Source organism: Dactylosporangium sp. NPDC000244 (assembly GCF_040300725.1).
GTDB lineage: Bacteria > Actinomycetota > Actinomycetes > Mycobacteriales > Micromonosporaceae > Dactylosporangium.
Genome location: NZ_JBEPEH010000002.1, coordinates 271791 through 290284, shown reverse-complemented (window position 1 = coordinate 290284; position 18494 = coordinate 271791). Strand labels below are relative to the sequence as shown.

14 protein-coding genes are annotated in these 18494 nt (G+C 73.9%); 5 read left to right on the top strand and 9 right to left on the bottom strand.

The genetic code is table 11. The annotated features are described in order from the left end of the window. Nucleotides 1-26: 26 nt before the first annotated feature. Genes ABT369_RS03740 through ABT369_RS03730 form a run of 3 tightly spaced genes read left to right on the top strand, consistent with a single transcriptional unit; the run spans nt 27 to nt 4791 of the window. A complete protein-coding gene (locus ABT369_RS03740) occupies nt 27-575 on the top strand; it encodes a hypothetical protein (protein WP_350610137.1) in 549 nt (182 codons plus the stop codon). Between the two features lie 23 nt (nt 576-598). Continuing rightward, on the top strand, nt 599-3376 hold the full coding sequence (locus ABT369_RS03735; protein ID WP_350610136.1) for a DUF4407 domain-containing protein: 2778 nt from the start codon (nt 599-601) through the stop codon (nt 3374-3376). Beyond that, the gene (locus tag ABT369_RS03730; protein ID WP_350610135.1) at nt 3373-4791 is read left to right on the top strand and encodes a WD40 repeat domain-containing protein; all 1419 of its coding nucleotides are present in this window, start codon (nt 3373-3375) and stop codon (nt 4789-4791) included. Before ABT369_RS03735 ends, ABT369_RS03730 begins: the two co-directional genes overlap by 4 nt. Here the strand turns inward: ABT369_RS03730 and ABT369_RS03725 are convergent. The 6 genes from ABT369_RS03725 to ABT369_RS03700 form a co-directional block, all read right to left on the bottom strand. After that, complete coding sequence (locus tag ABT369_RS03725; protein ID WP_350610134.1) at nt 4788-6107, bottom strand: WD40 repeat domain-containing protein; 1320 nt, start codon at nt 6105-6107, stop codon at nt 4788-4790. The two genes, ABT369_RS03730 and ABT369_RS03725, sit on opposite strands and share 4 nt — an antisense overlap. Beyond that, nucleotides 6104-6589 carry a SigE family RNA polymerase sigma factor gene (locus tag ABT369_RS03720; protein ID WP_350610133.1) on the bottom strand — a complete coding sequence of 162 codons (486 nt, stop codon included), beginning with the start codon at nt 6587-6589 and terminating at the stop codon, nt 6104-6106. Before ABT369_RS03720 ends, ABT369_RS03725 begins: the two co-directional genes overlap by 4 nt. 70 nt (nt 6590-6659) lie before the next feature. After that, nucleotides 6660-7415: a class I SAM-dependent methyltransferase gene (locus tag ABT369_RS03715; protein WP_350610132.1), complete on the bottom strand. Its 756-nt coding sequence runs from the start codon at nt 7413-7415 to the stop codon at nt 6660-6662. Further along, on the bottom strand, nt 7405-8559 hold the full coding sequence (locus ABT369_RS03710; RefSeq protein ID WP_350610131.1) for a glycosyltransferase: 1155 nt from the start codon (nt 8557-8559) through the stop codon (nt 7405-7407). Before ABT369_RS03710 ends, ABT369_RS03715 begins: the two co-directional genes overlap by 11 nt. A 24-nt stretch (nt 8560-8583) precedes the next feature. Continuing rightward, a complete protein-coding gene (locus ABT369_RS03705; protein ID WP_350610130.1) occupies nt 8584-9969 on the bottom strand; it encodes a class II fumarate hydratase in 1386 nt (461 codons plus the stop codon). An 11-nt stretch (nt 9970-9980) separates the two neighbouring features. After that, complete coding sequence (locus ABT369_RS03700) at nt 9981-12875, bottom strand: AfsR/SARP family transcriptional regulator (protein ID WP_350610129.1); 2895 nt, start codon at nt 12873-12875, stop codon at nt 9981-9983. A gap of 427 nt (nt 12876-13302) precedes the next feature. On the opposite strand from ABT369_RS03700, the gene ABT369_RS03695 reads away from it, so the two are divergent. Continuing rightward, nucleotides 13303-14658, top strand: a complete 1356-nt coding sequence (locus ABT369_RS03695; RefSeq protein ID WP_350610128.1) for a hypothetical protein — start codon at nt 13303-13305, stop codon at nt 14656-14658. Nucleotides 14659-15063: 405 nt separating this feature from the next. On the opposite strand, the gene ABT369_RS03690 is transcribed toward ABT369_RS03695, so the two are convergent. Then, a complete protein-coding gene (locus ABT369_RS03690) occupies nt 15064-16314 on the bottom strand; it encodes a hypothetical protein (RefSeq protein WP_350610127.1) in 1251 nt (416 codons plus the stop codon). A 468-nt stretch (nt 16315-16782) separates the two neighbouring features. On the opposite strand from ABT369_RS03690, the gene ABT369_RS03685 reads away from it, so the two are divergent. Beyond that, complete coding sequence (locus ABT369_RS03685) at nt 16783-16905, top strand: hypothetical protein (protein WP_350610126.1); 123 nt, start codon at nt 16783-16785, stop codon at nt 16903-16905. A 111-nt stretch (nt 16906-17016) separates the two neighbouring features. Here ABT369_RS03685 and ABT369_RS03680 read toward each other — a convergent pair whose 3' ends face one another. Together ABT369_RS03680 and ABT369_RS03675 are read right to left on the bottom strand one after the other, a co-directional pair. Then, nucleotides 17017-17826, bottom strand: coding sequence for an endonuclease/exonuclease/phosphatase family protein (locus ABT369_RS03680; protein ID WP_350610125.1), 810 nt, complete (start codon nt 17824-17826; stop codon nt 17017-17019). Between the two features lie 34 nt (nt 17827-17860). Beyond that, nucleotides 17861-18493: an IclR family transcriptional regulator gene (locus tag ABT369_RS03675; protein WP_350610124.1), complete on the bottom strand. Its 633-nt coding sequence runs from the start codon at nt 18491-18493 to the stop codon at nt 17861-17863. Nucleotide 18494: the final 1 nt, after the last annotated feature.

The window sequence follows — 18494 nt, the reverse complement described above, 5'->3', positions numbered from 1 at the left end:
AGTAGCCGGTCGCGAGAGGTCGTCGGGTGCGCAGACCGTTCCCCGTCATCGACGTGCGACCGCTCGATCCACCCGGCGTGTCGGCGTTCGGCATGCGCCGCCGCCATCTCGGCGACATCCCGGCGCCCGGCGACGGCGCAGTGCTCGTGTTCCTGGTGGACGGGCGTTACCAACAGCTGCCGGGCGGCCGCAATCCGCGGCCCACCGACCACGTCGTCGTCGCCGCCCGCGCGGTCTGCGTGGTCGACATGCGGCCGCGCAGCATGCTGTTCGACCTGCCGATCGCCTCGCCCCGGGCCGACCGCGACCTGCACCTGCGCCTCGGCATCCGGTGCCGGGTGGTCGACCCGTGCATCGTCGCCCAGCAGGGGCTGCGTGACGTCGCGCCGGAGCTGCTGACGTACTTCACCGAGGACCAGCGCCTGCGCTGGACCGCGGCCGGCCTCGCCGACCGGACGGTCAACGAGGTCTTCCGGGTGGTGAGCAACCGGGTCGCGGCCCGGTTCGTGGCCCATCCGCTGACGGTTCCCGGCATGGAGTTCCGCCTCGCCGAGATCCGGTTGTCCACCCGTTAGCGCGACCCGACCTTGGGGGCCCGTTGACCGAGCCGAGCACGACCCCGTCCAACCCGGCGCCGCGCACCGCGAGCCTGCCGGAGGCGGCGCCGATTCCGCCGTACTGGCACCCCGGGCGCATGCTGCGCCGGCTCGCGGGCGTCGACGAGGAGCTGCTGTCCTGGGTGCCGCAGGAGCGGCCGCGGTACACCGGCCTCGGCGGCACCGTCCTGTCGACCGCGACGCTGGCGTTTCTGTCCATGGCGTTCGCGATCGGCCAGCTCCTCGGCGGGTTCACCTTCTGGGTGCTGATCCCGGCGGGCGTGTGGTTCCTGGTGATCCTCAACCTCGACCGGTGGATCGTCGCCACCCCGCCCGGCCCCGAGCTTCGGCACCGCTTCTCCTCCGTGCTGATCCGGCTCGTCGTCGCCGTCGTCATCGGCGTGGTCATCGCCGAGCCGCTGGTGCTGCGCATCTTCGAGACCGCGATCGTGCAGTACATCAAGGACACCCGCGACGACGCGGAGCGGAGCCTGCGTTCGCAGCTCGAGGAGTGCAACCCGGTGCCGCCGCCCCGGCAGCCGAAGGACGGCTGCGGAGAGAAGCTGCTGGCCCCGGCGGCCGGCGAGCTGAACCGGCTCGAGGACGAGAAGGCGAACAAGGAGAAGCAGCGCCAGGACCTGCAGGCGGCCGTGAAGCCGCTGGACGACCAGCTGGCCGTCATGCGCGAGAACGAGCGCAAGGAGTGCGCGGGGGAGCCGGGCAGCGGGTTCACCGGGCGGTACGGCAACGGCCCGGTCTGCCAGAAGCTCACCGCCACGCGCGAGGAGTTCGAGCGCACCCACCAGACCACCGAGAAGCACCAGGCCATCGCCGGCCTCGACGCCGACATCACGAAGCTCACCGAGGACATCGGCACGGCCACCTCGGCGTGGGGCAAGAAGCGCGACGAGTACATCGCGGAGCAGACCGACAGCCTGCGGGCGAACCAGGGCGACATCGGGCTGCTGGAGCGCATGGACGCGCTGCGGGTGCTGGCCGGCCAGCACGGCACGCTGGCCTGGGGCATCTGGGCGGTCCGGCTGCTGTTCATCCTCGTCGACATCGTGCCGGCGCTGTTCAAGTTCCTCGGCGGCATCACCCGCTACGACCGGCTCACGGTCGAGAGCCTCGAGCGCGGCGAGCTCGAGTTCGCCGCGATCAAGGCCGACCGGCTCAACCGGGCCCGCATGTGGGCGATGCAGCAGCGCGACGACCTCGCGATCGAGGAGGCGCGGCGCGCGGCGGAGCGGGCCGGCCAGCGCGAGAAGATCATGGACGACCTGCAGCTGACCTGGACGGTACCCGGGATACCGAAGGCCAACGGCACCGACTACGGCGGCGCGACGCTGCTGGAGGACTTCACCGGCGAGCTCGGCTTCACCCGGCTCGACCAGGACGGCCGGATCCAGGGGCACGACGACGTCGGCCCCGGCGGCCTGGATGACGCGGCCGACGACACCCCGCCCGAGCCGGCGCCGCAGCTCAAGCGCATCCCGTTCTTCAACGTCGTCATGATCGGCGGCCGCGGCACCGGCAAGACGACCCTCATGGCGATGCTGCACCACGAGCTGAGCACCGATGACCACGACAACCCGCGCGGGTACTCGATCCGCTGTACCGATCCGGTCAAGTGGGCCCAGCTGAACAAGTTCTACCGGCAGCTCGCCTCGCCCGGCGACGCCTGGCCGCCGCCCACCGGCTTCGAGGCGATCGAGAAGTTCGAGTTCGACTGCTACGTCGAGAGCGGCGACCGGGGCGGCACACCGGTGCTGCGGCTGCGGTACTGGGACTACGCCGGCGAGGTCGTCGGGACCGACGCCACGATCGAGCCCGAGCTGCGCACCGAGCTGGACAAGCGCCTGCGGACCGCCGACGTGGTCGTCGTGGCCATCGACGGCATGCGGCTGCGCGACTCCGAGTTCGACCGGTTCGAGAGCGCGGAGCTGGACCAGCAGCTCACCGAGTACGCGCAGCTGGTCAACAACGTCGAATGCCCGATCCAGCTGCTCATCACCAAGTGGGACCGGCTCGTCGAGCCCAACCCGTACGAGCCGCAGGCGCGGCCCTGGACGCTCAAGGAGGCGCTGCGGGAGATCCAGCGTGTGCCGGCCATGCGCAACCTCATCACCGGCCGGAAGACGGCCGGGCAGCTGCGGGTCATTCCGCTGTCGGTGACCGGCCGCAACGTGGTCGACGAGCAGCGCAGCGACGACGGCATCGTCCGCATGGCCAAGGTCAGCGCGCCCAATCCGATCAACATCGACGTGCCGTTCGCCGCGATGCTGCCCGACCGGCTCACCGAGGCCTTCAACGACCTCGGCCCGCAGGCGGTCAAGGCCGCGTTCCGCCGGGCCCGGCGCGCGCAGAGCATCTACTGGCTGCGCCGCCTGGCCGGGTTCGCCGGCTGGGTCGTCCGCGGCATCTCCGTCAAGTTCACCGCCCTGCCCGTCCCGGCCATCGAGCTCAACTGGGGCCAGGCCGAGATCGACCGGGATCCCGACGCCGGGTGGATGCGGGCGTACGCCCAGAGCGAGCGGTTCGGCCGCCGCCGCATCGGCAAGGACCTCGCCGACGAGCTGCGCGACAAGGCCCGGGAGCTGCAGAAGCGGGCCAGCTGGTCGGTGCGCGCGAAGGAGACGCTGCTCGAACGGCTCGAGGCCCGGCTGCGGCGGTTCGAGGCGGAGAGCGCGCGCGAGCACATGCCGAACCAGCGGCGCGCCACCACCTCGCCGCCCGCGCCGGTGCCGCCACAGCTCGGGCTCGCCGGGAGCGACGTGTGACCGCGGTGTGGCCGTTCCTCGTCAGCCCGGGCCGTCGGCTCGGGCTGCGCGTCGTCCTGGCCCCGGACTTCCTGGCCCGGGAGCGGCGAACCGACGTGCTGACCGCGGCGCTGCGCGACAGCGATCCCGAGGACACGTCGGTCCAGACGCGGGTCGTGCGGCAGCCGGACGGCTCGCGGCTGGCCGTGGCGTTCCGGCGGCGCCCGCTGACCAGCGACGCGACGGTGCGGGTGTACTCCCCGAAGCACCGGCGGCTGCGGTACACCCTCACCGGGCACACCGGCCGGGTCGTCACCTGCGACTTCTCCCCGGACGGCGACCGGCTGCTCACCACGGCCTGGGACCACACGGCGCGGCTGTGGCGGCTCGGCGGCGACGAGCCGGTGAAGCTGGCCGGGCACAAGGGCTGGCTCGGCGGCGGGGTCATCGCGCCGGACGGCCGCAGCGCGTACACGACCTCGTGGGACGGCACCGTGCGCCGCTGGGACCTCGCCACCGGCGCCGAGGTCCAGCGGGTGCCGGCCGGCGTCGCGCTGGTCAGCCCGTGCGCGATCGACCCGGCCGGCACGGTGCTCGCCGTCGGCGGGGCCGATCACGGCGTCCACGTCGTCGACCTGCGCACCGGAGCCCTGCGCGGGCGGCTGACCGGCCACACCGACCGGGTCACGCAGTGCGCGATCGCCCCGGACGGCCGGACGCTGGCCAGCGCATCCTGGGACGGCACGGTCCGGGTGTGGGACCTTGCGACCGGGGCCGCCGCCGACCGCCTCGCCGGCCACGACGGCTGGGTCACCGGCTGCGCGTTCGGCCCGCGCGGCGAGTGGATCGCCTCGACCGGCTGGGACGGCACCGCGCGCGTCTGGGGCGACTCGGCCGAGCCCGCGGGGCGGGTCGTCGCCGAGTGGTCCGATCCGGCGCCGGGCTGCGCGGTGCACCCGCGCGGCGGCTGGCTCGCCGTTCCCGGCCGCTCGCTGCACATCGCGGCCCTCCCGAACGGCGTCCCGGTCCGCTCGATCGCCGGCCCGCCCGGCCGGGTGGGGGCCGTCGCCGTGTCACCGGACGGCCGGCTGGTCGCCACGACGAGCGCGGACGACGGCCCGGACGGCGCCAACCCGGTCCGCGACGGCTTCGGCCGCCCGATCACCCTCGTCGAGGGGTTCGCCGGCGCGATCCCCGAGGACCCGCGGGCCCTCGACTGGGAGCGGCTGCACGCGCGCTGCACGGATGCCCTGGGGCGCCTGCTGGCCGCCGAGCCCACGGGTGTACTGCTGGAAAGCCGCCCCGAGCCGCCCGCGCCCCGCCACCGGGGACGCCCGCGCCCGTCCCCGCGTGACGTCCCCCTCCGCTCGCTCCCCGCGTCGATGGCCGGCTGGTGGTCGAGCCGCCGGGCAACCTCCCGCCGAGTGCGTTCCTAGCTCCTGCGGCGGCGCAGCAGGAAGTAGAGCAGCACCAGCCCCGCCAGGGGAAGGGCGGCGACCGCGCGCAGCGCCCAGGGCCAGGGCCCGTGGTCCGCGGACTCCGCGGCGCGCGTGCCCAGGTCCGCCAGCAGCCCCGTCGCGAGCTGCAGGTCGGTCACCTGGCAGTGCTGGAGGTGGAACTCGCAGGTCATGCCGGTGTCGAAGCGGGACAGCACCCGCCGGTCGCCCGAGGACAGGGTGAGCTCGTTCAGGCTCAGGCGTCCCTGCGCGTCCGCCGTCGCGGCGATCATGTGGTCGGGATCGCGCCAGCCCAGCAGCCGGACCACGTCGGCCACGGGGGGCGGGGCCGGCGTCCCGGCCGCGATCGGGACGAAGGTGACCTGCGCGTTCTCGGTGAGGAAGGTCCCGTCCTCGACCGCCGTGCCGTCCCACGGCACGGTGGCCAGGAAGCGGCCGTCCGCGGACCAGCCCGCCCGCGCGACCAGGCCCCGACCGGCGCCGACGGGCACGACGGCCTGCTCCGTTCCAAGAAGATCCAGCAGGTGTACCTCCTGTGCCGACTGCACCGCCACCCGCGCACCGTCGGGAGCGAACGCGGCGGCGAACGGCGACCTGACCGACGGGACCGCGGTGCTGCGGCCGGTCGACAGGTCCAGCAGGCGCAGGGTGCCGTGGCGCAGGGCGTCGTACTCGGCGCTGTCCGGCTGGCCCTGGGACGGGTCGGTCACGGCCGCGCCGAGGGCGACGTACCGCCCGTCAGGTGACCAGGCGAGGAGCCGCACCTCGAACGACGCGCCGAGGTCGATCGAGCGCCGGTCGCCGGTCGTGAGGTCGACGAGCAGCAGGTCGGTCGTCTCGCCGCGCCGCTCGCCGACGAGGACCCGGGTGCCGTCCGGCGACAGGAGGCTCTGCGGCTTGTCGCGCTCCTCGACCGCGCCGACGCGGCGGTACGTGTCCTTGTCCGCGCCCACGACCAGCGGCTGGAACATGTTGAACAGCTCGCCGTTGCCGTAGGTGTACATGGCGATCGCGCGCCCGGGCGCGGAGCGTTCCACGGTGCTGGTGAGGGTGGAGTACCCGGCGAAGTGGTCGGGCACGGAGGGACGGCGAGCCGGGGCGGCCGGGCGCTCGGCCTGCGGTACGACCGGAACCAGCAGCGCGGCGAAGGCCAGGACGACGGCGGTCCAGGCGGCGGCGGTACCGATGCGGCGGCGCCGGACCGAACGCCGTCCGCGCACCAGCACCCGGTCGAGGTAGCCGTCGGCGAGCGGCGGGGCGGGATCGTCGGGCAGGGCGGTGAAGAGGTCCCTCATGACGCGTCCCCTCCCAGCAGGCGGCGCAGCGCGGCCATCGCGTAGGACGTCTGGCTCTTGACCGTGCCGGGCGAGCAGCCGAGCGCGGCCGCGGTCTGGGCGACGTCGAGGTCCTCCCAGTACCGCAGCACGAGCACGGCCCGCTGCCCGCGGGTGAGCCGGCCGAGCGCGGCCCGCACGTCGACCCGGTCCTCGATCCCGGGCGGGCTCATCGCGGGCACCGGCACCTCGGCGGCCGGCTGCACCCGCCGCGCCCACGGCCGCCGCCGCTCGGCGAGGTACGCATGGACGAGGATCGCCCGCACGTACGCGTCGACCGACTCGGCCGCGGCGGCCTTGCGCCAGTGCCGGTACAGCGCGACGAGGCACTCCTGCACCAGGTCATCGGCGGCCGCCCACTGCCCGCACAACCGGTACGCGAGCCGCCGCAGCACGGGCATCCGCGCGCGGACGTACTCCACGAACTCCTGCTCATCACGCAATCCAGGCCTCCCGCTCAAGTAAGAGTGCGGCAGGGCCTCGAACGGTTGTGAGGCACTTCGGCGGCGCGGGTCAGCCGCCGGTCGCCGGCCCCGGAATCCGTGCCAGCGCGATGAGCCCGGGTCCCGTTCCGGGCCGCAGCCGCTGCAGCACGCCGAAGGGCATGACCGCGACCCGGATCGCGTGCCCGAGGACGGCCGAGCGAGGCTGGAGGAACCGGCCCGAGCCCGCGGTGCGCTCGGCGGCCGTGTCCGCGGCGGTGCCCTCGCGCCGGCGGGCCGCGCCGTTGCGCACGTGCTCCAGCAGGTAGGCCAGCGGCCATCCGTAGTGGCGGACCTGCACGTCCACCGCGCCGGCGTCCGTCAGCAGCCGCCGCAGGTCCTCGGCGGTGTAGCGGCGGTAGTGCCCGACGAGCGCGTCGTGCGGTCCGAACAGGCGCGGATCCGCCGGGACCGACAGCAGGACGTGGCCGTCCGGCTTGACGAGCGGGAGCCACTGCGCGAGTACCTCGGCGTCGTGCTCGATGTGCTCCAGCACCTCGAACGCGGCCACCAGGTCGAAGCGCCGTCCGTCGGGGACCGCGGTGTGATCGCCGTGGATCACCTCGCCGCCCGCCGCGGCGATGCGCGGCTTCGCGACCGAGTAGGACCGGGCGTCGGGCTCGGCCGCCACGTACGTCGCGGTGCGGGCGAGCCGGACGCCGACGGCGCCCAGCCCGCAGCCCAGTTCGAGGATCGTCGCCGGCCGCAGCCGGGCGACCAGGGACCGCACGACGGTCCAGCGAAGGCGGGCCCGCGGCGGGAGCGGGGGCGCCGGTTCAAGCCGCATGGGGTACATCCTCGCCTGCACCGCGCCCGCCCCGCACCGCGGCCGCGCGCTCGCGCAGCCGGCTCACGACGCCGGCCGGGGTGAACTGATCGACCGCGATCCGGTGCGCGGCGGCGCCGAGCCGCTCCACCTCGGCCCGGTCCGCGGCGAGCGCACGCAGCGCGGCGGCGAGCGCGGCGGCGTCGCCGGGCGGCACGTACACGGCGGCCTCGCCGAGCGCGGCCCGCTGTGGCGGCGTGTCCGAGGTGACGATCGCGCATCCCGCGGCGGCGCCCTGGTACACCTTGGTCGGCACGACGGCGCGCGCCTTCGCCGTGGTACCGAAGATGCCGAGGCTCACGTGGTGGGAGGCCACGAGCGCGGGAAGCTCGGCGCCCTCGACCCAGTCCACCCACCGCACCCGCCCGTTGCCCGCGGCGAGCTGCCGGCACCGGGCATGGTCCTGTCCGGTGCCGACCATGGTCACCTCGATCTCGTCGCCGGCCAGCTCGGCCACCGCCTCGGCGATGGTCGGCGCGCCGTGCAGCGGCGTGAACACCCCGACGAAGATCACCCGCAGCGGGCCGGGCTCGCGGCCGGGCACCCGCCCGCGGCGGAACCACTCGTCCGTCGCGCCGACCGGTGCCACGACGGCGTCCGGGGCCGCGGCGGCGGGCAGCGCGGCGCGGTGCTCGGCGGTGTCGACGACGACGACGTCCGCGGCGCGCAGTGCGCCGGCGTCGATGCCGCGCATGAGCCGATCCTTGAGACCGCCGCTCTCGGCCAGGTTCCGGTCGCGGGCGGTTCCGGCCGCCGAGACGAGGTGGTCCAGGACGATCAGCGTGCGGGGAAAGAGCCGCCGGGCCAGCCGGACGTCGAAGTGGCCCAGGTATCCGACCAGCACGGCGTCGGGCGGGTCGCCGCCCGGCCGGCGCGCATAGCGGCGGCGCCCCCGCAGCAGCCCGGACCAGCCGCCGAGGAGCTTCGCGGCGAGGATCGGGAGCCGCCACGGCTGGCGCAGCATCGCGACCCGGCCGGCGGTGTCCAGCCGCAGCGGTTCGTTGATCTCGACGACCTCGTCCCCGCAGGCGCGCAGCCCCTCGACCAGCACGGCCACCCGGGGGTGGCGCTCCTTGTCGTACGTGCCGAACACGACCCAGCGCACCGGCACATCGTAGTGGTCGCCCACTCAGCGGGAATTGGTCATCCCGAGCAGGTCGAGGGCCTCGTCCAGCTGCTGTTCGCTCAGCGTGCCCCGCTCGACGTGGCCGCGCTCCAGCACCACCTCGCGGATGGTCCGGCCCGACTTCAGCGCCTGCTTGGCGATCGCCGCGGCCTCCTCGTAGCCGAGGTAGCGGTTCAGCGGCGTCACGATCGAGGGCGAGCCGGCCGCATAGGCCTCCAGCACGTCCGCGTTCGCCGCGAGGTCCGCGACGCAGCGCTCCTCGAACAGGCGGGACACGTTCGCCAGCAGACGGATCGACTCCAGCAGGTTGCGCGCGATCACCGGGAGCATCACGTTCAGCTCGAAGTCGCCCTGGGAGCCCGCGAACGCCACCGCCGCGTCGTTGCCGATCACCTGGGCGACCACCTGGCGCAGGGCCTCGGGAATGACCGGGTTGACCTTGCCGGGCATGATCGACGAGCCCGGCTGCAGGTCCGGGATCGCGAGCTCCCGCAGGCCGGCCCGGGGACCCGAGCCCATCCAGCGGATGTCGTTGGCGATCTTGTACAGCCCCACGGCGATCGTGCGGATCACGCCCGACGCCTCGACGAGGGAGTCGCGGGCGCCCTGGGCCTCGAAGTGGTTGCGCGCCTCGGTCAGGGGCAGCGACGTGGTCTCGGCCAGCAGGGCGATCACCCGCTCGGCGAAGCCCGGAGGCGTGTTCAGGCCCGTCCCGACCGCGGTGCCGCCCAGCGGCAGCTCGGCCACGCGGGGGAGCACGGCCGCGATGCGCTCGACGCCGTAGGAGACCTGCGCGGCGTACCCCGAGAACTCCTGGCCCAGGGTCACCGGCGTCGCGTCCATGAGGTGCGTGCGGCCCGCCTTCACGAGCGTCGCGAACTCGGCCGACTTGCGGGACAGCGCGCCGGCCAGGGAGGTCAGCGCGGGGGAGAGGGTGTGCGCCAGCTCGCCGGCGACCGCGATGTGGATCGCCGACGGGAAGACGTCGTTGGACGACTGCGACGCGTTCACGTGGTCGTTCGGGTGGACCGGCCTGTCGAGGGCGCGGGTCGCGAGCGTGGCGACCACCTCGTTGACGTTCATGTTCGACGAGGTGCCGGAGCCGGTCTGGAAGACGTCGATCGGGAACTGGTCGGCGTGCTCGCCGTCGGCCACCGCGCGCGCCGCGTCGGCGATCGCGTCGGCGACGTCGGCGTCGATCACGCCGAGCGATCCGTTGACCGCGGCGGCCGCCGCCTTGACCGAGGCCAGGGCGCGGATCAGGGCGGCTTCCAGCACCGTCCCGGAGATGGGGAAGTTCTCCACCGCGCGCTGCGTCTGAGCCCGCCACAAGGCGGACGCGGGAACGCGGACCTCACCCATGGTGTCATGCTCGATGCGGTACCCCATGGATCCATCTTTCAGCGGGAGAGGGCCAAAAGGTCCCGTGCGCCGAGGGATGTGAACAGCGCAACAGCGTCGTCCGTGTCGCCGAGCCCGAACAGCGCGCGGGCCTGCTCGTAGCGGTCGCCGATGCGCGAGGCCTTGGCGAACGCCTCCTTGTTGAGCCAGTCGGCCTCCTGCGAGCGCCCGAGCGCGCGCAGGGTCAGCGCCAGGTCGTTCGCCGTCAGGCACTGTCCGGATACGTCCGCGACGCGCTCCATCTGATCGCGAGCGGCCCGCTGGCACGTTTCGGCGTCGGCGAGCCGACCCGCCAGTCGGTACGCGGTGCCGAGCTTGCTCAGCGTCTCGGCCGCCCCGTACTGGTTCACCGAGTCCTTCTTCAGCGCCAGGGCCCGCCGCAGCAGGGCGGTGGCGACGTGCAGGTGGCCGAGGTGCAGGTGTACCAGCCCGAGCTCGCCGAGGCTGATCGAGAACGGCCGAATCCCGCCGATGCGCCGCGCGACGGCCATGGCCCGGCGGTTCGCGGTGAGCGCCTGCGCATAGTTGCCCGCCTGGGTGTGCACGAGGGCGACCGTGTTGTGCAGCTTGAACTCGAGGCTGGGCGGCATCTCCGCCAGCCGCACCCGCGCCGCGGCCTCGGCGGACGCGATCGCCTCCGGATACTGCCCGAGCCGGCTGTGCAGCATTGCCAGGTTCGTCAGCGCCGTCCCGACCAGCCGCGGCAGGCCCGCCCGCTCGGCGATGCGAATGACCGCCTGCAACGTGGTGAGCGCGTCCGAGAGGCGCCCCATCCGGAAGTACACCGCCGCGAGGTAGTTGCGCGACTCGGCCTCGAGCTCGGCGTCGGGCAGGGCCACGGCGGCCTCGATCGCGCGTTCGTACAGGTCGAGTTGGTGCGAACCGAACCCGAATCCGAACAGGAACGGCGAGACCGCGCGCGTGAGCATGCACGTGTGGCGATGGTGCCCGGACTCGGCCGCGAGCCGGGCGACGCTGAGCACGTTGGGCAGCTCGCGCTCGAGCCAGCGGCGAGCCGCCGGTGGAGCCGCGAAATCCAGTGCCGTCGGCGGTGGTGTCTCGAGGCGCAGCAGCGACTTCGCGTCCGAGAGCTCCATGAACTTCGTGGCGCTGACGACGCTGTACAGGTAATGATCGAGCAGTCTTCCGACCGCCGCGGTGTCGTCTTGTGCAAGTTCGGCCGCGAAGTCGCGCAACAGGTCGTGCAGCCGATACCGGCCCGCCGCCGGCGCCTCCACGAGGTGCACGTCGACCAGGTCCTCGAGCAGATCCTCACAGCGCGAAACCGGCAGGCCGGCCAGGGCCGCGGCCGCCGCGGGCTCGAAATCGCCCGCCGGGTGAAGGCCGAGAACGGCGAAGAGCTGCTGCAGCGGTACCGCCAGCTGCTGGTACGACAGCGTGAACGCCGCCGCGACCGTCCTCCCGTCGACCGCGAGCTCCGGCAGCCGCCGGTTCGCGGTGCGCAGCCGCTGAGCCAGGTCGGACACGCTCCAGCCGTGCCGGTGCTGCAGCCTCGCCCCCGCCAGCCGCACCGCCAGCGGCAGCCGCCCGCACAGCTCGGCGACCTCGATGGTGCACGCGGGATCGGCGTAGGCCCGCTCGCCAACGGTCCGCCGCAGCAGCTCGACGGCGTCCTCGACCGGGAGCACGTCCAGCGACACGGTCTGCGCCCCGTCGAGCCCGGCCAGCCGGCGCCGGCTCGTGATGACGACGCCGGTGTGCGCGGTGCCGGGGAGCATCGGCAGGACCTGCCGCGTGTCCAGCGCGTTGTCCAGCAGGACGAGCACCTGGCGGTCGGCGAGCTCGGTGCGCCAGAGCACCGCGCGGTCGTCCAGCCCCGGCGGCACCCGCTCGGCCGGCACGCCCAGCTGCCGCAGCAGGGACCCGAGCGCCTCGCCGGGGTCGAGCGGGGCGCGGTCGCTGTGGCCGCGCAGGTCGAGGTACAGCTGACCGTCCGGGTAGCGCTCGGCCGCCGCGTGCGCGACCCGCACCGCGAGGGAGGTCTTGCCCATGCCGGGCATGCCGTCGATCGCGATCACCTCGGGCCGCTCGTCGCGCAGCGCCCCGACCAGCCGCCGTACCAGCTCGGCCCGGCCCGAGAAGTCGGCGACGTCGCGGGGCAGGCAGCGGGCGGCCCGGCGGCCGAGCGTGCGCGGCGCCTGCGCCAGCAGCAGCTCCGCGTCGCCGTTGAGGATGCGCCGGTGCAGGTCGGCGAGCTCGGCGCCCGGCTCGATGCCGAGCTCCTCGGCCAGCAGCGCCCGGCCGCGGCGGAACACCGCGAGGGCGTCGGCGCGCCGGCCGGTGCGGGCCAGCGCGGTCATGAGGTGGCCGCGGAACTGCTCGTGGTGCGGATAGCGCTCGACCAGGTCGGCGACCTCGGCCAGGACCTCCTCGGCCAGGTCCAGCTGTAGCTCCAGGTCGAGGCAGAGCGCGGTGGCGGCGGTCCACTGCTCCTCGAGGTGCGCGGCCGCAGCCCGCACCACCTCGGAGTCGACGTCGGTGAGCGGCCGGCCCCGCCACAGCGCCAGGGCGGTGCGCAGATCGTCGCGGCCGCCGGCGAGGTCCCCGTCCGCGGCGGCGGCCCGGGCGCGCTCGACCAGCGAGGTGAAGAGGGCGGCGTCGAGATCTTCGGGGCCGACCTTGATCCGGTACCCCGACGGTTCCGTCACCACCAGGTCCTCGGGCAGCCCGGCCTTGCGCAGCACCTGTCGCAGCCGCGAGACGCAGCTGTGCACCTGGGCCCGCGCGGTCAACGGCGGGTTGGTGTCCCAGAGCGCGGTGATGACCTGTTGTACCGGTACGAGCTGCCCCTCACGCAGGAGCAGGAGCGCGAGCAGCACCCGTTCCCGAGGCGCAGCGACCGTGATCTCCGCGGCCGGTGTGCGGATCTGCACCGGGCCGAGGATTGAAAATCGGGTCGAATCGCGCATCATCACCCTCTGTGCGGCCGCCGCCTCCCCTCGAAGCTGCACTGGAAACTTGATGGTAGTCAGATGAGAGGCAGGAAAGAGCACGGGCGGCGACCCTTTTTCATCGGAGCGCATGCTTGTGCCGGAATGCGTCCAGTGCGCCGGTCTTACTCAGTCAAGACCGGCGCGTCACGCTGGACGAACGGGGATATTTCGGTCCGAGCGGGCGAAACATTTGATGCGGGGCCACGCCCGACGCCGTGTGTGGCCCCCAAATCTTCGCGCAACCGGCGTTTTGGGTCGTCGACTAGACGGACTTATCGCCCAACGGGGTATTCGCCGAATTTGGCCGCTTTTTTGTCCGGACATCTGCGGCGTCGAGGGGGTGCCGCAGATGCCGTACGTTCGGCGAATGCACCCGTCCGTGGCCCCGCCGGGCATGATCGAGCACGCCACCGAGCGCCGTTTCGCCGGCGACTGGCTCGGCGCGTTCGAGGCCGCCTACGTCACGGTCGACCCGACGGATCTCCACCGGCACTACGGGCCCCGGTTCGCCAAGGCGGTCGAGGCGGAGCTGCGCCACGTGATCCCGGACCTGCTGCGCTGGCACCTCCCGCGCCGCCCGGACACCGGCGTGCTCGTTCCCGACATGTGCTACCCGCTGACCGCGCTGCCCGACGACTACGTCCTGGTCGCCCGCACGCCCTCGGCCCAGCAGCCGCAGCGCATCACCCTGGGCGTCGAGGCCCTCGGCCGCCTCCCTCGCACCGACCTCGGGCCGCTTCTGCCGCGCGCCCCCCGGAGCGATTCGCGCACCGACCTCCGCTTCTTTGAGCTGCGCGACCGCTGGGACGCCCGCCACACCGGCGAGCTGCTGACCCGCTGCGGCGGCCCCGGCTTTCTGGCCTCCCGCCCGCTGCTACTGGACGAGTCGGGCCGGCACGCCGAGGCCTGGGCGGCCGCGGGCTTCGACCTGCGCGTCCTGCTGTTCGACGACCGCTGGGGCCGCGACCGCACCGACCCGGCCGCGTGGTCCGACCCGTCCCGCCGCGCGCGAGCCGTCGATCAATCGCTGGCCTGGCTCCGCCCGGCCTTCGCGTTCCTGCCCGAGGCGACCCGGCGCGTGGCCGACGCCACCGGCCTGGTCCGCATTGACCTGCGGGGCCGCCGCCTGGTGCTGGAGGCCGGCGGCCCCCGAGCGTGGCTGCTCAACGGCACCCCCGCGGCCCGCGCCGAACTCGAGGAGTTCGGTGTGGAGCTGGCGCGGGTCCCCTCGATGCCCCTGGCGCTGGCCCGGCGCCCACCCGAGCTCACGGCCCTGCTGCGCGGCGAGCTCGGCCCGGGCGACCTGCACCCGGTGACGTTCGAGACCCTGTTCCCCGGCCTGCCGGGCCCGCACCCGCACCCGCCGGTGCGCCTACCCACCGATATCCGGGTCCGGTGCGGCACCGCCACGCACACGATCCAGATGCGCGACGGCCGGATCGTCATCCCGCACAGCGAGGAGGAGATTCGGCGGGAGCGGGCGTTGATCGCACTCGGCGGGAAGCGAACCGGCTGCCTGGCCGCCCTGGACGGCTGGCGGGACGGCCGGATACGCATGCCGCGGGCGATGCGCCGCCTCCGCGACGAGGCGATGCTGCTCGCCCAGCACGGCGACGTGTGGGCGCTGCGGGCCGCGGTGGAGTCGGGTATGGACCGCCACGCCCGCGACGCACGGGGCCAGACCCTCCGCGACCGCCTGGCCTGGACCGGCGCCTCGATCTGACCGACACGTCCGACGGCTCTCATTTTGGCGATCGCGTTTGTGTGAGCGCAGGTCTTCGCGTGGCCGGTGGTTGCGCCCGGATCTGGCTCGATCGCACTCGTTCGCGACGGCGTTGTGTGGGCTTCGATCGCGGCCTGACCGGTGGCTGCGGTCTGATCGGGCTCGACCGTGGTTGCGTGGACGCGGGTCCTGACCCAGCTGAGCGAGGGCGGCCCGATTCGGCCCAGTCCCGCCCAGCCGGGCGGGCGGGCGCGGTCCCGCCCAGCCGCCCGGTCCCGCCCAGCCGGGCGGGCGCGGTCAGGCCCCGCCCGGCCGGGCGTGGTCAGGCTCGGCGCGGCCGGGCGGCCGTGGTCAGGCCCCAGCTGGCCGGGCGTGGTCAGGCTCGGCGCGGCCGGGCGGCCGCGGTCAGACCCTCCGCGACCTCCTCGTCTGGAATCGGCCGCTCGCCTTGGCCGGCGCCGACGTCGTCCCGCTCTGATCCGCCGCCTGGAGGAGCAGCTGCAGCCGCCGCGGTGGTGCGGTCCGTAATTCCTCCAGCGGCGGCACCCCCGGCAGCTCCGTCGGCAGCACCGGCAGCGCGTTGCCCACCAGCCGCGCGAAGGTCGCACCGGCGCCCGAAGGCGACTCGGGCGCCAGCCATCGCAGCGTCCGCAACGGTTCCCGCGCCCGGCGGCCGGCCGGCTCGACCGCCTCGACCAGCAGCAGGCACCGCTCGCCGGCCGGGATCAGGTCGCCGTCCAGCAGCACCGCCTGGGTGCTCTCCCGCAGCCACCCGATCACGCCCGGCCCGTCGCTCAGCACCCGCTCCACCAGCGAGGCGCGATCGGCGGCCGGATGCGTGAGCGCCGCGTCGAGCAGTGCCGGCAGCAGCATCGAGGCGGCGTCCCACAGCGCGGCGGTCAGCGCGGTGACCAGCTCCGCGACATCGTCCAGCGAGACCCGCTCCGGCCCGAGCCCGCGCCAGAACAGCAGCTCGTCCAGCACCGTCTCCGGCCGCGCCACACCCCGATCGCGAACCGCCCGAGCCACCGCGGCGCGCAGCAGCTCCATCGGCAACGTGGCCAGCGCATGCTCCGGAGCTGGAGCGAAACCCGAAGTCGAAGCGGAGACCGAAGCCGGAGCAAAACCGGAACCCGGAGCAGAACCGGAAGTCGAAGCGGAGACCGAAGCCGGAGCAAAACCCGAACCCGGAGCGGAAGCCGAAGTGGAGACCGAAGCCGGAGCAAAACCCGAACCCGGAGCGGAAGCCGAAGTCGAAGCGGAAAACGAAGTCGAAGCGGAAGTTGAAGCCGGAGAAGGGCCCGAAGCCGCCGACGTGGCAGTGGGCAAGGTCGTGGACAGGGCCGCGGCGCGCCACTGGGACTCGATGGCGCGCAGCACCGCGGCCGGCACGCCCATCACGTCGGCCACCGCCTCCGCCACGAGCTCGTCCACCGGATGCTGCCGCGCCCGAGCCGCGATCCGGCCGCCCCACATGAGCCGCGCCTGAGCCGGCGTGCTCGGCCAGACCAGCCGGAGCAGCTCCCGCACCCGGGCGTCGAAGCGCGGCCCGCCGAAGGTCAGCGGGTCGCAGAAGGCCTGCCCCACCGCGGCGTCACCGGCGATGATGCGCAGGTCATGGGCGCCGCCCAAGTTCGCGACCGGGTTGAACAGCACTGGCGAAAACCTCCCGCGACGGTCCGAACCGACCCCTCAATCCTACTCCTTTTCGAACACACGTACGAACCCAAAGCCGGCACGGATTCAGGCGCTCATGCATCTGTTCATGCCTATGGACTGGGGTAACAGGCGTGTGACGCTGAGTGTTCGTGAGTGAAGAGGTCGGTGATGCAGCGTGGCTACCGGTCGTCACAATGACAGTTGCTCGAACGGGCGCAGGCATGCCTGCCACTGCGGCAGCTGCGGCGGATCGTTGCACGGCTGGCGGGCGTGGCTCGATCTGGCCATCGGGCCGAATGCCGAACGCGCGCAACGGTGGAACCGCCGGGATCGCGTGCTGGCTCAGCGCGGATTCCGCCGCAACCAGCGCAATCGCGAGATCGTGGGGGACCTCACGCGGATCGACATCAGCGACTGGCTCTCGGTCGAGGGGCGGCGCACGCGGCTGGCGAACGCTCGCTGCGCGTGCTTGCCGTGTTCATGTGCCCGGCCCCGGAGGCACACGCCGAGGTCCGTGAGCACGCGCTCGGCCCGGCGGCCGGCATGCTCACGGAGCGGACGCGGGAGGGCCTGCAGCGCCTACTGTGACGCGCGCGGGAGCGGGAAGGCGGCGGCCGGCATGCTCACCGAGCGGACGCGGGAGCGCCTGCAGCGCCTACTGTGACGCGCGCGGGAGCGGGAAGGCGGCGGCCGGCATGCTCACCGAGCGGACCCGGGAGCGCCTGCACCGCCTACTGTGACGCGCGCGGCAACGGGAAGGTGGTCGCTCCCGGTCCGGGCGAGCGTCCAGACCCCGGACACCTCCCCGCCGCGCACCATGACCTGATCGATGCGCCCGACGGGAAACGCGGCCGGGAAGCTCCACGCGAACCCGCCCCGCGCGGTGGACATGCGTGCCGTGATCGGCCGGAGCCCGCGGTCCTCGACGGTGCCGTTGAGATCGCCCATGAGCACGACCGGCCCCCGCTCGCCGGCCAGCCACCGCCCGAGCTGAGCGGCGCTGTCGTCGCGCCATCCGGTGTCCAAGCGCACGGACGGCAGGTGTACCACGTAGACGACCACGCCCCGCACGACCGCCCGCAGCCCTCGCCGCCAGTCCGCGTCCAGCCCGTGCGGCTTGATGTCCACAGGAGCGGCGCTCGAGATCGGATACCGCGACCAGAGCCCGACGGTCCCGAAGACCACGTGATGCGGGAGCGGCACCTCGAGGTCGACGGTGACCTCCTCGAGTCCGATCAGGTCCGGCCGCACCGCCATGAGCGTCGCGATCGTCCCGGCCGGATCCCGGTTCTCGTCGCTGAAGTTGTGCTGCACGACGACGAGATCGCCGGGCGCGGCCGAGGCCGGCAGGAGTGGTCCGCCGAAGGCCGCGAGCCAGCCCGAGGCACACACCAGCACGGCCAGGTACGCCGAGAGCGACCGCCGCCAGACCGCGACCCCGAACAGCACCGGCACGCCCAGCCCGAGCCACGGCAGCGCGATCGCCGACCACGCCAGCACAACACCCACGGCAACGAAGACGCGCGACCCGCCCCGCCGGTTGTCAGGACAAGGCCATCGCGATCGCGGCGGCGGCGTTGGCCACCTCAGCCGGTACCGTTGCCGGATCCAGCTCGGTGAGCGCCACCACGCCGACGCTCGCGTCGAGGCCCTCCACGCGCGGGACGGCCGCCGCGACGCCGTGGGCGCCCGGTTGCAGTTCGCCCGTTGTCGTCACGGGGTTGTAGTCGCCGCGGCGGCCCGCCAGGATCGCCTTGCCCGCGGCGCCCTGCTCCAGGGGGTGACGCGACCCGGTGCGATACGCCACGTGGAACTGGGTCCAGCTCGGCTCGACCACGGCCAGCGCGTAGGCCTCCCCGCCGTCGGCGATCGTGAGGTGGGCGGTGGCGCCCACGGTCTCGGCGAGGCGGCGCAGGGCGGGCAGGGCCGCGTCGGCGACGAGCGGCTGGGCGCGGCGGGCGAGGTGCAGCAGGCCGGCGCCGAGGCGGAGGCGGCCGGAGCGGTCGCGGCGGATCATGCCGTGCTCGGTGAGGGTGGCGGCCAGGCGGTACACCACCGCGCGGCCCACGCCCAGGGCCGTCGCGGCCTCGGTCATGGTCAGGCCGGCGGGGGTTTCGGCGACGAGGTGGAGGAGACGCAGTCCCCGATCCAGGGTCTGCGCCGTCTCGGTAGCCACG

Bases quoted from the DNA above. Each gene is read 5' to 3' on its own strand.
- ABT369_RS03695 (WP_350610128.1), top strand. From the start codon at position 13,303: ATGCACCCGTCCGTGGCCCCGCCGGGCATGATCGAGCACGCCACCGAG.
- ABT369_RS03725 (WP_350610134.1), bottom strand. From the start codon at position 6,107: ATGAGGGACCTCTTCACCGCCCTGCCCGACGATCCCGCCCCGCCGCTC.
- ABT369_RS03705 (WP_350610130.1), bottom strand. From the start codon at position 9,969: ATGGGGTACCGCATCGAGCATGACACCATGGGTGAGGTCCGCGTTCCC.
- ABT369_RS03715 (WP_350610132.1), bottom strand. From the start codon at position 7,415: ATGCGGCTTGAACCGGCGCCCCCGCTCCCGCCGCGGGCCCGCCTTCGC.